The organism is Enterobacter quasiroggenkampii (genome assembly GCF_043972695.1).
Taxonomy (GTDB): Bacteria; Pseudomonadota; Gammaproteobacteria; order Enterobacterales; family Enterobacteriaceae; genus Enterobacter; species Enterobacter quasiroggenkampii.
This window is the reverse complement of the sequence record NZ_CP143745.1, coordinates 2,904,882-2,918,167: the sequence shown is the minus strand read 5'-3', so window position 1 is coordinate 2,918,167 and position 13,286 is coordinate 2,904,882. Positions and strand designations below refer to the sequence as shown.

Here is a 13,286-nt window from a genome sequence, read left to right as displayed (position 1 = left end):
TGCAAAAAGATTGCCCGGACGCATGCCGGGCAGTGAAAAATTACTGATTTATATCCACTTGCCAGAACAGATGTTTGCCAAACGGGTCGATTTCATAGCCCTTCACCTCCTTGCGTACCGGTTCGAAAATCGTTGAATGCGCAATCATCACCGCAGGCATCTGGTCATGCATCATCTGCTGCGCCTCTTTATACAACGCCACGCGCTTATCATGATCGGTTATCGATTTCGCCTCGGCAATGAGGTTATCGAAAGGCTTGTAGCACCATTTCGCCGAGTTTGATCCGCCGTTCGCCGAGGTGCAGGTAAAGAGCGGGCCGAAGAAGTTATCCGGATCGCCGGTGGCCGTCGTCCAGCCCATCAGCGCGGCCTGATGCTCTCCGCCCTTCACGCGTTTCAGATACTCGCCCCATTCGTAGGTAACGATTTTGGTCTGTACGCCAATTTTCGCCCAGTCCGCCTGAATCATCTCCGCCATGCGTTTCGCATTCGGGTTATAGGGACGCTGGACCGGCATCGCCCATAAATCGATGCTGACGCCGCTGGCAAAGCCGGCCTCTTTCAGCAGCGCTTTGGCTTTTTCAGGATCGTAGTCGTAATCCTTAAGCTCGCTGTCGGCACTCCAGACGCCCGGCGGCAGCAGATTCTTCGCCACGGTGCCGGTACCGTGGAACACCGCATCAATAATGGCCGGTTTATTGATGGCCATCGCCAGCGCCTGACGGACCTTCACGTTATCCAGCGGCGGCTTCTGCGTATTGAACGCCAGGAAGCCGGTATTCAGTCCGGCCTTGCTCATCAGGTTGATATCTTTGTTGGCCTTCATGCGCGGCAGATCGGCCGGGTTCGGGAACGGCATCACCTGACATTCGTTCTTCTCAATTTTGGCAAAACGCACGGAGGCATCCGGGGTGATGCTAAACACCAGCCTGTCCAGCTTCGATTTCCCCTGCCAGTAGTCGGCAAACGCCGTGAACAGGATCCGGGAATCCTTCTGATACTGCGCCAGCTTAAACGGTCCGGTGCCGATGGGTTCCATATCCACCTTCTCCGGCGTGCCCGCTTTCAGCATCGCGTCGGCATACTCCGCTGAAAGGATCGAGGCAAAATACCAGGCCAGATCGGCGACAAACGGCGCTTCCGGGTGCGCCAGGGTAAAGCGCACGGTGTGGTCATCGACTTTATCAATGGCGGTAATCAGGCTGCCGAACTCCAGGCTTTCGAAGTTGGAATAGCTGCCGTTAGAGACGTTGTGGTAGGGATGATTCACGTCTTTTTGCCGCATAAACGAGAAGATCACGTCGTCGGCGTTAAAGTCACGGGTCGGCGTGAAGGATTTATTGCTCTGGAACTTCACGCCCTTGCGCAGATGGAAGGTGTAAACCTTGCCGTCGTCGCTCACCTCCCAGCGTTCCGCCAGGCTCGGCACCAGCTCCGTGGTGCCGGGTTTGAAATCGACCAGACGGTTATAGACCGGCACGGCGCTGGCGTCGACGCTGGTTCCCGAAGTGTAAAGCTGAGGGTTAAAGTTTTCCGGCGATCCTTCGGAGCAATACACCAGCGTTTTCGCAGCGACAGCGGAACTGACCGTGAGTGCCGCGAGCGCCAATGTGAAAGTTGTGAGTTTGCTTGTCATCATTTATTCCTGTCTTTTTAATTCGACGGCTAATTAATTCTTTTGCCATTTCATAAATAACATTAAAGTGATGTGGCAAACACCTGAAAAATAAATAAGGAATAAATCACTATGGGCTCGCCGCTTTCCAGACAATTAACGCACCGTTTTTTCCGCTATCTCGCGATCACCAGCCAGAGCGATCCCAGAGTCAAAACCCTGCCTTCAACGCCGGGCCAGCATGACATGGCGCGCGAGCTGGCGCAGGAGCTGGCACAGCTGGGGTTAGACGACATTGTGATTGATGAATTCGCCACGGTGACGGCGGTTAAAAAAGGCAACGTGCCCGGTGCGCCGCGCATCGGCTTTATTACCCATATTGATACCGTCGACGTGGGACTTTCACCGGATATTCATCCACAAATATTAACGTTTACCGGTGAAGATCTCTGTCTGAATAAAGAGAAAGACATCTGGCTACGGGTAAACGAGCATCCCGAAATTCTGGCTTATCCGAACGAGGAGATTATTTTCAGCGACGGAACCAGCGTATTGGGCGCCGATAATAAATCGGCGGTCACGGTGGTCATGACGGTGCTGGAAAACCTGACGGCGGAGCACCGGCATGGCGATATCGTCGTGGCGTTTGTGCCTGACGAAGAGATCGGCCTGAACGGTGCCAAAGCGCTGGATCTTAAGCGCTTCGACGTCGACTTTGCCTGGACCATTGACTGCTGCGAGCTCGGTGAGATTGTCTACGAGAACTTTAATGCGGCAGCCGCGGAAATCCGTTTTACCGGCGTGACGGCGCACCCGATGTCCGCCAAAGGCGTGCTGGTGAATCCCCTGCTGATGGCGACTGATTACATCACCCATTTTGACCGCCAGCAAACGCCCGAGTGCACCGAGGGACGTGAAGGCTATATCTGGTTTAACGGCATTCAGGCCGGACAGAACGAGGCCGTTCTTAAGGCCAATATACGCGACTTTGATAAGGAGAGCTTTGCCGCGCGCAAGCAGCAGATTGCCGACGTAGCCGCGCTGATTGCCGCCCAATATCCGACGGCCAGAGTGGACTATCGCATTGAAGATACCTACAGCAATATCAGCAATGCGATTGGCGAAGACCGGCGTGCCATCGATCTGATGTTCGAGGCGATGGAATCGCTCGGCATCACGCCGAAACCGACGCCAATGCGCGGCGGCACCGACGGCGCGGCGCTCTCGGCTAAAGGGCTACTCACGCCGAACTTCTTCACCGGGGCGCATAACTTCCACTCGAAGTTTGAATTCCTGCCGCTCTCCTCGTTCGAGGCGTCTTATAAGACTGCCCTGCAGATCTGCCTGCTGGCCGCCCGTTAAGCGGGCTTGCGTGCCAGCATCGTGGCAAAGCGCAGCTTGATGCGGTTGCCGTTTTCATCAGTGCGGTGCAGTTCGCCAACGTCCTCGTTGTATTTGAGCAACTCCCAGCCTTCGTAGTAGTTGCTCAGCTCACCGCTCCTGAAGGCAAACGGGAAGCCGACCGTGCAGGGGTAGTCTGCCGTATCCATGGCGGCAACGATCAGATTGTAACCGCCCGGCGTCGTGCAGCGCTGCATATTGGCGATAAGGCCCGGGATGGTTTTTGCCTCCAGGAACATCATCACCACGGTAGAGAGAATAAAATCGTACTGGCCGTCAAAGCTCAGGTTGTTCAGATCCTTAATCGCGGTATGCAGATTAGCAATCCCTTCTTCCGCCTTGATGCGCTCGATATTGTCGATGCTCATCGGGTTCTTGTCCCATGCGGTCACGTCGTACCCGTTGGCCGCAAGGTACAGGCTGTTACGGCCGTTGCCGCAGCCCAGATCGAGCGTTTTACCGGGCTTCACAATCTCCGCGCTGTACAGCACCTCTGAATGGGTACGGGTTAAGCCATATTTCTCTGTGAAGTAATTCTCATCGACGGTCATTGTTTTTCCTGCGTTCGCATAAAGTGAAAGTGCATTTTACATGCCATTTTAAGGCGTTTGCCGTCTGGTTGCCAGCCGCTCGAAAAGCGAAAACTTTGCTACGTTTAGTGAAGACGCTTATCAGAGACATGAAGATGAACAAATATCGCCTTAGCGACGAGACCCGCCTCTGGCAATGGAAAAACGGCGAAACCACCCACGCCACCACGCTGCGGCAGATTATCGCCACGGCGGACTTTAACGACGTGACAGTCGGCACGAGAGGCGGCTGGATTGACGATGAGCGCGCCCTCGCGCAGGACGGCGACTGCTGGATCTACGATGAAAACAGCGTGGTGTTCGCGGGTGCAGTCGTCTCCGGCAACGCGCGTCTTACCCTTCCGTGCATCATTAGCCATAACGCGCATATCGGCGACAGCTGCTGGCTGGACGGCGCAGAGGTCAGCCACGGGGCGCGAATAAGTGACAACGTCACCATTCAGCAATCCTGCGTACGGGGCGAGTGTCATATCTCCGGCGACGCGCGCGTGCTGCATCACAGTGTTGTCATTGCCGCCAAAGGGCTGACGCCGGACCATGAACAGATCCTGCAAATCTACGACAAGGCGACGGTGAGCCAGTCGCGGATTGTGCACCAGGCGCAAATCTACGGCGAGGCGATGGTCAATTTTGCCTTTGTTGAACACCGGGCCGAGGTCTTTGACAACGCGATCCTGGAGGGTAACGAACTCAACAACGTCTGGGTGTGCGACTGCGCAAAAGTCTATGGTAACGCCCGCGTGATAGCCGGGTTTGACGACGATGCCATCCCCACGGTGCGCTATAGCTCTCAGATTGCGGAGAATGCCGTGGTCGAAGGCAACTGCGTCATTAAGCATCACGTCCTGATTGGCGGGCAGGCCTGGCTGCGCGGCGGGCCAATCATGCTGGATGATAAAGTGGTGATCCAGGGGCGCGCGCGCATCAGCGGAGATGTGCTTATCGAACACCGGGTTGAAATCACCGACGATGCGGTCATTGAAGCGTTTGCCGGCGAGAGCATTCACCTGCGCGGCGAAAAAGTGATTAATGGCGACCAGCGCATCACCCGCACGCCGCTGCTGGGCGCGTTATAGGGTATAGATCCGGCCGTAGATATTGACATCGTCAAAGCGGCCATTCAGGTATTCCGCTTCCCGCAGGCACCCTTCCAGCGTAAAACCGTTGCGCACGGCAACGCTGTTGCTGTGCTGATTCGCCACCCGACACTTGATCACAAAACGACGGATCTCACCGCGTTCAGCGTAGTAGCGCATAAACGCCTGCAGTGACTGAGAGAGAATGCCCTGACCCTGGTGGGCTTCATCCAGCCAGTAGCCGATGTAGCCGGCTTTGTTGGTCGGTTCAATGGTGTTGAACGACAGGACGCCAACCAGCGCATCATCCTTGAAGATCAGAAACATTTTGGCGTAGCCGCGCTGGTGCAGCATCTGGTTACTCTGCACGTTGCGGCGGGTATCCTCTTCGCTGCCCACGTGCTGCGCCCAGTCAAAGGCGGTTTGCAGAAAGGCTCTGTTTTTGACGACGAGATTGTGCAGGTCGGCGGTGTAGCGCTCTTCGACGGAACGTAGTTCGATGTGTTGTGAAACGGGGATGATTTCAGATGTCATGGTGCCTCGTCATCGCCCGGTGGCGCTGCGCTTACCGGGCCTACAGTACTGAAACGTAGGCCGGGTAAGGCGAAGCCGCCACCCGGCACAATCCCACAAAAGTTAACGCATTACCCGGTCGTCAACATACTGACGTTTATCCGGCGCTGGCGGGAAATACTGGTACAGCCAGGTTTCGCTGATGGCATCGCCCTGGCAGCGCAGGAACAGGCGCATATCCACCGGTTCCGTCGAATCCGACGTTGGGTACCAGTCAAACAGAATGCGATAGCCGTCAAACGGCTCAACGTAGAGGATCTCTACCTGCTTCGCTTCACCGCTGGAGAGCGTAATCACCGGCTCGATGCCTTTTGGCGCAGCAGCCTTCAGGTCGCCGCCGACGAAGTCGATGGCAAAGCGACGGGCCCACACTTTCGGGTAGTTTTCGCCCGGTGCCCAGCCTTCCGGGAAGCCGCCCATGCCGGTGCGGGTGGCGTAGACGTTGGCCAGCGGGGAGCGCACCGGCGGCATCGCGCTCCAGTAGAGGCGATATTTGAAGTCCAGCTCGTCGCCCGCTTTGACGGCTTTTTCCGGCTGCCAGAAGCAGACCACGTTATCCAGCGTTTCACCGGTGGTCGGGATCTCCATCAGGCCAACCGCGCCTTTACCCCAGTCGTTACGCGGTTCCACCCACAGGCTTGGACGCTTGTTGTACCAGCCCATCACGTCCTGATAGTGCGAGAAATCGCGATCGAGCTGCAGCAGACCGAACCCTTTCGGGTTTTTGTCCATATAGGCATTGAACTGCAGCTTCTGCGGGTTGTTCAGCGGACGACAGATCCACTCCCCGTTGCCGCGCCACATCGCCAGGCGGTCGGAGTCATGGATTTGAGGGTGAATAGTGTCACACATGCGGCGTTCGTTATTGCCGCAGCTGAACATGCTGGTCATCGGCGCAATGCCGAGCTGCTTGATGTCCTTACGCGCGTAGAGGTGGTTTTCCACATCCATGATCACCTGGCTCTTCTCGCAGTGGATCACGAATTTATAGGCACCCGTGATGCTCGGGCTGTCGAGCAGCGTATAGACGGTAAAGGTTGTGTCGCCGGGCTTGACGGTCTCAAACCAGAAGGAGGTAAAGTCCGGGAACTCTTCCGGCGTGTCGGTGAAGGTATCTACCGCCAGGCCGCGGGCGGAAAGGCCGTACTGGTAAGTGTCATCCACCGCGCGGAAATAGCTCGCGCCCAGGAAAGAGACGATATCGCGACGCGCCAGCTCCGGCGCCTTAAACGCGCGGAAGCCCGCAAAGCCGAGATCGCTTTGCCCTTCCAGCTGTTTGGTATCCACTCCCGTTTCACCGTAGCTGAACAGCTCCGGACGGAAGTGGATCTCGCGCGCCATAGAGGTGGACTGGTCCAGCGAGAACATCCGCACGCGACGGCGGAACCCCATTCCCATATGGAAGAACTGCACGTCCAACTGACGCCCTTCAATGTTGTTCCACAGTGACTGCTTTTCATCGTAGCGGATGGCGTTGTACGCCTGCGGCGTCATCGTGGCCAGCGTCTCCGGCAGCGGGCGCGGCGCGCCACCCCATGGGGTTTTCGCCAGGTCATGCGCCATGGATTGCAGGACGGAGAAGTCAAAACGACGGCTCTGGCCGTCGGCAATGTCAGAGTCAGCAGCGTATGCCGCTTTGGAAAACAGGGAAGCAAGGCCGGATGTGCCGCTCAGGGCTGCCACTGCCAGCGAGCCTTTTAGAAAACGTCTGCGATTCATGCCTGGAAAAACGTCCTTATGGTCGTGTGAATGTGTTTCGCGCTCGGCGAAATGACGGCAAGAAAGAACGCACAGCCTAAACAAAAATGGTTAAGAATCCAATTGTTGGCCGGTGATTATCTGAACAAAGTGAGAAATATTTTCTGTCGACCAGAACGGCCCGAAAGTGGTGTAAAGAAAGCCTGGAAAATGTGTATAAAAATGCCCCGTCAGGACATCAGCTGACGGGGCGAATGAGGCGGTTATTTTACGCTGACATCGATACCCGGGAAGTACTTATCAGCGAGTTTGGCGATCGTGCCGTCGGCACGTACTTTATCAATTGCGGCATCAAGCTGCTTTTTGGTGGCCTCGTCACCTTTACGCAAACCAAAGCCGATCCCACTGCCGAGGATAGTGTCGTCAGACACCGGCTTGCCGATGAAGCCAAACCCTTTCCCCTGCGGCTTGCTGAGGAAACCTGCCTGCCCGGCCGCGGACATGACCAGCGAGGCGTCGATACGGCCATTCAGCAGATCGCCCCAGGCCATATTCTGATCTTTATACGACACCACGGTGACACCCTGCTTTTCCCAGTGCTCTTTGGCATAGGTTTCCTGAATGGATCCCTGCAGCACGCCGATGGTTTTCCCCTTCAGCCCTTCTGGGGTTGCCTCGACCGCCGTGCCGGCCTTGCCCACCAGCTGCGACGGAATACGGTAAATCGGCTGGGTAAAATCGATGCTCTTGCGGCGCTGCTCGGTGATATTCATCGCCGAGTTGATGGCGTCGAATTTCTTCGCCACCAGGCCCGGGATCAGCGCATCAAACGAGGTTTCCACCCAGCTGCACTTCAGCGCTGCCGCTTTGCAGATGGCATTCCCCAGCTCAACGTCAAACCCTTCCAGTTCACCTGCCGCATTGCGGCTTTCAAACGGCGGATACTCGGCTTCCAGACCGTAACGCAGCTCGGACGCCGCGAAGGAGGAAAAGGTACACAGCAATCCCATGCCGACAACTAGCGCGCGTATTTTCATCTCAAACTCCTCAGAGCCTATCTCAGCGTGGTTTAACCCGACACAGGGCTTGGGCACCTGCCCGTAACGTCGCCTCATCTTTCGCAAAAGAGAGACGAATCAATTTATTATCCGTACCGTCCGCATAAAACGCCGACAGCGGAATGGTAGCTACACCGTACTCAACGATCAGCCGTTTCACCAGCTCGCTGTCGCGCTCGTTGCTGAATTGGCTGTAGTCCGCCAGCATGAAGAACGATCCGGCGCTGGGCAGCAGCGTGAACGGCGAATCGGCCAGCAGACTCTGCAGCAGATCGCGCTTGCGCTGGTAAAACGCCGACAGCGACAGCCAGGTTTGCGGGTCGACCATATGTTCAGCAAACGCGTGCTGCATTGGCGTATCGGCAGAAAACATTAAAAATTGATGGACTTTACAAATCTCGTCCATCAGCACCGCCGGTGCAACACAGTAACCCACGCGCCAGCCGGTGACGTGATAGGTTTTTCCGAAAGAAGAAATAATCACGCTACGCTCCGCCAGCTGCGGGTGCGTGGCCATCCCGTGGTGCGGCTCACCGTCAAACACCACGTGTTCATACACTTCGTCAGACAAAATAATGATGTCGGTATTGCGCGTCAGCGCCGCCAGTTGCTGCAGGTCGTTGGCTGAAAAAACCTGGCCGCTCGGGTTGTGCGGCGTATTGATGATGATCATGCGCGTGCGCGGGGTGATGGCAGCCCGGACTTCGTCCCAGTTGACGGCAAAATCCGGCACGGTGAGCTTGATGGCAATCGGCGTTGCCCCCTGCAGACGGACAATCGGCGCGTAGCTGTCAAATGACGGCTCAAAGTAGATCACCTCATCACCCGGGTGCACCAGCCCGCTGATTGCCGAATAGAGCCCTTCGCTGGCGCTGGCGGTCACCAGCACCTCGCTGGCCGGGTCATAGCGCGTGCCGTATAGGGTGGCAATTTTATCGGCAATGCGCTCTTTGAGCGGCTGCAGACCGGTCATCGACGCATACTGGTTATGCCCCGCCTCCATTGCGCGGGTAACGCCCGCAACAAGCTTTGGGTCGCAGGAAAAATTCGGTGCGCCCTGAGAAAGGTTAATCGCGTTATGCTGCGCCGAGAGCTGGCCGATAACGGTAAAAATGGTGGTGCCCACATCGGGCAGTTTAGAGCGCGTTTGAACTGGCGTTCGTAAAGTCATCCTCTTTCCCTTCTCATGGACATTGCATAACTATTCAAACAACATCTCTGTTGTCGGGACAATCGAATTGTTGTCATAATAGCCATGAGAAAAATGCATAGCTGAGGTGTTTCCATGTCGCGCCGTTCGCTCCCGCTTAATGCCATCGACGCATTTTTAGTCACCGCGCGTCACCTGAATCTGACCCATGCTGCCGCAGAACTTTGCCTGACGCAGGGGGCCGTGAGCCGCAAGATAGCCTCCCTCGAAGCGTGGTTTGGCTTTCCGCTTTTTGAACGCCACGCACGCGGCCTGCGTCTCTCCTCGCAGGGCAGCGCCCTGCTCCCGGAACTGCAGTCTGCTTTCGAACACTTGCTGACCGTGGCCGACCAGGCCCGCAGCCAGCAGACCGTGATCCGGCTCAAGGCGCCCACCTGTGCCATGCGCTGGCTGGTGCCGCGCCTGCTGGAGGTGGAGCGTGAGCAGCCGGGTCTGCAGATCGCCCTGACCACCACCACCGATCACAACGTCAACTTCAAAACCGAATCTTACGACGCGGCCATCGTGTTCGGTACGCACATGAGCGCAGGCGACCTGCTGTTCGAAGAGGCGCTCACCCCGGTGATAAGCCCGGTACGGGCGGGTGCAGCGCTGGGATCGCTGACGTTCCTGCACCCAACAAGGGATAAGACAGACTGGTCGCTGTGGCTGACGAAACAGGAAGGTCCGGGCTTTGCCATGCACAAAAATCAACACTTCGACACGATGGATCTCGCCATCACGGCCGCCATTCAGGGGCTGGGCGTGGCCATTGCCGACGAAACGCTGGTGGCCGAAGATGTCCGCGCGGGAAGACTGATGCGGCCTTATGAAACCAGCATAAAAACCGGCGCGAGCTACCGGCTGGTACTGCGCGAAACGCCAGGGGAGGAAAATGGACTGGCGGCGTTTCGCGCCTGTTTGCTTAATCGAGGCTGACGTGGTGCTTCATCACCCGTTTGAAGAGGCTCATGCGGGCGCGCATAAAGCGGTTTTCAAGCCGGAAACCTGCATGTTTATTCACGCCAATGCGTAACAAAACATCCCGCCCTTTTCGGCATGCGGGCCAGTGCGTCGGCCCTGGCAGGATCTCGCGAGGCCCTGCGTCTCGCGCAAAGCTCACCCAGTAATCGGCGACCTGTGCAGCAAACTGTAAATCCCGTTCGTTGACATACTGGCGTGAAGGCTCCACCTGGCCGAGGGTATCGAAGACGTAGGGCACCTCATTGCCGTGCCAGGCACCGTTGATATAGGTGGCATGTTCTGCTTCCGCGACATAGTCAAACCAGTAACGCCAGCACAGTCCGCCGACGCGCTGCTGCGCCTGCATCACGACGTAGCCCATCGTGGTGAACGCCATGTCGCGGCACACCTGCCTGCCCAACTCCTCATCGCCTTTGACGCCCGGATAGAGCAGCTTAATCAGCCCCAGCCCGAAGCGTCGCTCCCGGCGGAGCTTCTGAATTTGCCCGGCGAGATCGATGCCAAACACCGCCATCACGCTGGCCTCATCGCTGTTCGACCCAATCATCACCGGTACGGGATGCTGGCGGGCAGCGAAAAAGACGTCCAGCATCGCTTCGGGCAGAACGCAGTCCCCGACGATGGGCGCCGGGGCGACGTTCAGCGGCGCGGTTAACGGCCAGAACGCGTCCGGCGGAATGGCGCGCAGCTGCTCAGCAGTCGCCTTCTCCAGGCCAAAATGGGCGGCCAGCGCCTCCCCTTTTTGCAGCGCCTGTTCACGCGGCGTGTCCGGCAAGGTATACCCGCTTTGCACAATCGCCTTGTGGAACAAGTCAGCCGCCAGGGGCGATGCCAGCAGAGAGAGCACGCTGCGCGCACCGGCGGATTCGCCAAACAGGGTCACGTTAGCGGGGTCGCCACCAAATGCGGTGATATTGTCCCTAACCCATTCGAGGGCCGCGATCTGATCCAGCAGGGCAAAATTATGCACCACGCGATCTTCCTCGCCTTCCAGCGCGGGATGGGCGAAAAAGCCGAGATGGCCGAGACGATAGTTAATCGTGACCACAACCACCCCGCGTGTGGCCAGCGATTTGCCGTTATAAGGCGGCAGGCCGCCTGCGCCAATCGTAAACCCGCCCCCGTGCAGCCAGACCATAACCGGAAGCGCCCCGGCGCGCTCTTTGGGGGACCAGACGTTCAGATAAAGACAGTCTTCCGAGAACTGACCGGGATCGCCCCCGCCCAGCTCCTGACAATATTCGCTGCTTTGCCAGCTTGAGGCCGAAAAGGTAGTAGCCTGGCGAACGCCATCCCACGGCTCAGGGGGCCGCGGGGAGCGCCAGCGCCACTCGCCCACGGGCGGTGCGGCGTAGGGAATGCCGCACCAGACGTGGACATTTTCATCGGTTAAACCAGACAGTGCGCCCTGGCGCGTTTCAACCACAGGGGCGGAAGGATTTTGCATAACGACCTTATTTTTTCCATCACACCCCAGCAGAGTAACGATTTCAGAGCAAACCGCAACGCTGTTTGCTGCGGGTTTCAGCCTCCTGGTAGAGCGTGAACTCGTCATACACCGGGCAGCCCAGCGCGTCTTCAAACGCATCGCGGCTGGCGTTGCCGTGGCTACGGGCCTGGGTTTCATTCCCGAGATTGGACTGGAATATCCCGGCGGCGCTAACCGGGAGGAAATCTTCGTAGGTGATCGGCTGAGCGACCACCCATCCGCGCTCTATTAGCGGCTGCGGATCATCGCCCGGCCGGAACGCATGGCGATGCGCTTCACCCGCAGGCGTCAGACGGTAGCGGAAATACGCCAGATCCTGACGGCGCATTAGCAGTTCACTGTCCGGGAAGGCGCTAAAGATCTCCCGCAGATGCAGCTGATGCGTCAGGTTATCTTTGCCGGTACCGGCCTGGGAAAGCAGGCTATCGTAGAGTTCACGCCCTTTCGGGGTCAGCGCCACGCCGCGCTGCTCAATCTCACCGAAGCGCGCAGTGTGGGTGCCCTTATGTTCCCCGGCAAACAGCACCGGCTCTTCCAGGGCTTTAAAGCTGGTTTGACGCAGCAGGACGGGCACCTCGCGACGCGGCGGCCCTTCAATCAAAATTTTCGGCTCGATACCGTACTTCGGCATCAGCTCCTGCACCCGGTCAATATCCAGCGTGCGCGGCGTGAGGTGGTTAATATGGCAGCCCGGGAAGCAGACCACATCGGCAATCAGGCGATGCTCGTTATGCAGCGCCTGATAGGTTTCCTGATCGACCGTCGCATGACGGTGCCAGCGGAAGGTTTCCAGCGCTTCCTGCACAAACTCGTGCGCCTGTTCGTCAGTAAACTGTCCCTCAGATTCATACAGATCAAGCAGCGCCAGGCAGCGCGGGGTAAAGATGTTCCGGTGAGAGAGGATTTCCGCCGCCCGTTCGCGCAGCGCGACGTTGTCAATCAGCTCAAGGCGCAGCAGCGACGTAAAGATACGGAACGGATTACGGCACAGCGCCGCATCATCGATCGGGCGAAACGCCGTTGAGTGGACCGGCACCCCCGCCTGGGAGAGATCGTAATAGCTGACCGGGTACATCCCCATAATGGCAAACATACGACGCAGGGTTGAAAGTTCATGTGCTGTGCCAACGCGGATCGCCCCGTGACGCTCCACGTTCAGGCGCGCAAGCTCATCGGCATTTGCCAGTTGTTCATGTAATAGTGGGTTATTTTCCAGCACCGCCAGGTTTACGTCCGCAACCAGTTCGAGCAAGGTGCCGTACTGCGGAACTTCCTGCTGGTACATCGCCGACATAGCCTGCGAAAAGTGTTCCCGAATGTCATCAGCCGTGATGGTGTTCGCCATGATGTCATGCCTCCAGTGAATATTACCTGGAGTGTAGAGAAACCCGTTCCTTCCGGGGGGAAGAATTTCTGATTTGTGATCTTAAGACGACAGTGGTCAAACCGTGTGCTACTGGTCCCTGAACAGGTCCGAACGAAACCGCCCTTTCGACCTGAACGTTTTTATCCAGGATTTTCCTTATAATTATTTAGGGTTCCGCTTGCTAGCTATAAAGGAGTATTTTTTGCTTTTTTCCTGACTGCAAATTAACCAATTTGAGTGCGCCATT

The 13,286-nt window shown here is 57.2% G+C and carries 11 protein-coding genes; 3 read left to right on the top strand and 8 right to left on the bottom strand.

Going from position 1 to position 13,286, the window contains the following annotated elements:
- Positions 1–40: 40 nt before the first annotated feature.
- Positions 41–1,636 carry an ABC transporter substrate-binding protein gene (locus V1572_RS14040; RefSeq protein ID WP_048223159.1) on the bottom strand — a complete coding sequence of 532 codons (1,596 nt, stop codon included), beginning with the start codon at positions 1,634–1,636 and terminating at the stop codon, positions 41–43.
- A 111-nt stretch (positions 1,637–1,747) separates the two neighbouring features.
- Between V1572_RS14040 and pepT the strand changes: the two genes are divergently transcribed.
- Positions 1,748–2,977 carry a peptidase T gene (gene pepT / locus V1572_RS14035; protein ID WP_248221664.1) on the top strand — a complete coding sequence of 410 codons (1,230 nt, stop codon included), beginning with the start codon at positions 1,748–1,750 and terminating at the stop codon, positions 2,975–2,977.
- Here pepT and tehB read toward each other — a convergent pair.
- Positions 2,974–3,567: a tellurite resistance methyltransferase TehB gene (gene tehB / locus V1572_RS14030; RefSeq protein WP_048030510.1), complete on the bottom strand. Its 594-nt coding sequence runs from the start codon at positions 3,565–3,567 to the stop codon at positions 2,974–2,976. The genes pepT and tehB overlap by 4 nt on opposite strands.
- A gap of 134 nt (positions 3,568–3,701) precedes the next feature.
- Here tehB and ydcK point away from each other — a divergent pair, with 134 nt between their 5' ends.
- Complete coding sequence (gene ydcK, locus V1572_RS14025; RefSeq protein ID WP_223540484.1) at positions 3,702–4,682, top strand: YdcK family protein; 981 nt, start codon at positions 3,702–3,704, stop codon at positions 4,680–4,682.
- Here ydcK and rimL read toward each other — a convergent pair.
- The 4 genes from rimL to V1572_RS14005 all read right to left on the bottom strand — a co-directional run bounded on the left by rimL (position 4,677) and on the right by V1572_RS14005 (position 9,182).
- Positions 4,677–5,216 (bottom strand): 50S ribosomal protein L7/L12-serine acetyltransferase, encoded by a 540-nt coding sequence (gene rimL, locus V1572_RS14020; RefSeq protein WP_063417384.1) that lies wholly within the window; start codon positions 5,214–5,216, stop codon positions 4,677–4,679. The two genes, ydcK and rimL, sit on opposite strands and share 6 nt — an antisense overlap.
- Before the next feature lie 102 nt (positions 5,217–5,318).
- Entirely contained in the window at positions 5,319–6,974 is a 1,656-nt protein-coding gene (locus tag V1572_RS14015; protein ID WP_252073308.1) for a glucan biosynthesis protein D, read from the bottom strand.
- 242 nt (positions 6,975–7,216) lie between these two features.
- Positions 7,217–7,990, bottom strand: a complete 774-nt coding sequence (locus tag V1572_RS14010) for a transporter substrate-binding domain-containing protein (protein ID WP_048030514.1) — start codon at positions 7,988–7,990, stop codon at positions 7,217–7,219.
- A 22-nt stretch (positions 7,991–8,012) separates the two neighbouring features.
- On the bottom strand, positions 8,013–9,182 hold the full coding sequence (locus V1572_RS14005; protein WP_104948593.1) for a pyridoxal phosphate-dependent aminotransferase: 1,170 nt from the start codon (positions 9,180–9,182) through the stop codon (positions 8,013–8,015).
- A 114-nt stretch (positions 9,183–9,296) separates the two neighbouring features.
- Here V1572_RS14005 and V1572_RS14000 point away from each other — a divergent pair, with 114 nt between their 5' ends.
- Positions 9,297–10,139, top strand: a complete 843-nt coding sequence (locus V1572_RS14000; protein ID WP_395299266.1) for a LysR family transcriptional regulator — start codon at positions 9,297–9,299, stop codon at positions 10,137–10,139.
- Here the strand turns inward: V1572_RS14000 and V1572_RS13995 are convergent.
- Positions 10,126–11,631, bottom strand: coding sequence for a carboxylesterase/lipase family protein (locus tag V1572_RS13995; protein WP_111966694.1), 1,506 nt, complete (start codon positions 11,629–11,631; stop codon positions 10,126–10,128). The genes V1572_RS14000 and V1572_RS13995 overlap by 14 nt on opposite strands.
- A 43-nt stretch (positions 11,632–11,674) precedes the next feature.
- Positions 11,675–13,018: a VOC family protein gene (locus V1572_RS13990; protein ID WP_045910509.1), complete on the bottom strand. Its 1,344-nt coding sequence runs from the start codon at positions 13,016–13,018 to the stop codon at positions 11,675–11,677.
- Between the last annotated feature and the right edge of the window lie 268 nt (positions 13,019–13,286).

Bases quoted from the DNA above. Each gene is read 5' to 3' on its own strand.
- V1572_RS14040 (WP_048223159.1), bottom strand. From the start codon at position 1,636: ATGACAAGCAAACTCACAACTTTCACATTGGCGCTCGCGGCACTCACG.
- pepT (WP_248221664.1), top strand. From the start codon at position 1,748: ATGGGCTCGCCGCTTTCCAGACAATTAACGCACCGTTTTTTCCGCTAT.
- tehB (WP_048030510.1), bottom strand. From the start codon at position 3,567: ATGACCGTCGATGAGAATTACTTCACAGAGAAATATGGCTTAACCCGT.
- ydcK (WP_223540484.1), top strand. From the start codon at position 3,702: ATGAACAAATATCGCCTTAGCGACGAGACCCGCCTCTGGCAATGGAAA.
- rimL (WP_063417384.1), bottom strand. From the start codon at position 5,216: ATGACATCTGAAATCATCCCCGTTTCACAACACATCGAACTACGTTCC.
- V1572_RS14015 (WP_252073308.1), bottom strand. From the start codon at position 6,974: ATGAATCGCAGACGTTTTCTAAAAGGCTCGCTGGCAGTGGCAGCCCTG.
- V1572_RS14010 (WP_048030514.1), bottom strand. From the start codon at position 7,990: ATGAAAATACGCGCGCTAGTTGTCGGCATGGGATTGCTGTGTACCTTT.
- V1572_RS14005 (WP_104948593.1), bottom strand. From the start codon at position 9,182: ATGACTTTACGAACGCCAGTTCAAACGCGCTCTAAACTGCCCGATGTG.
- V1572_RS14000 (WP_395299266.1), top strand. From the start codon at position 9,297: ATGTCGCGCCGTTCGCTCCCGCTTAATGCCATCGACGCATTTTTAGTC.
- V1572_RS13995 (WP_111966694.1), bottom strand. From the start codon at position 11,631: ATGCAAAATCCTTCCGCCCCTGTGGTTGAAACGCGCCAGGGCGCACTG.
- V1572_RS13990 (WP_045910509.1), bottom strand. From the start codon at position 13,018: ATGGCGAACACCATCACGGCTGATGACATTCGGGAACACTTTTCGCAG.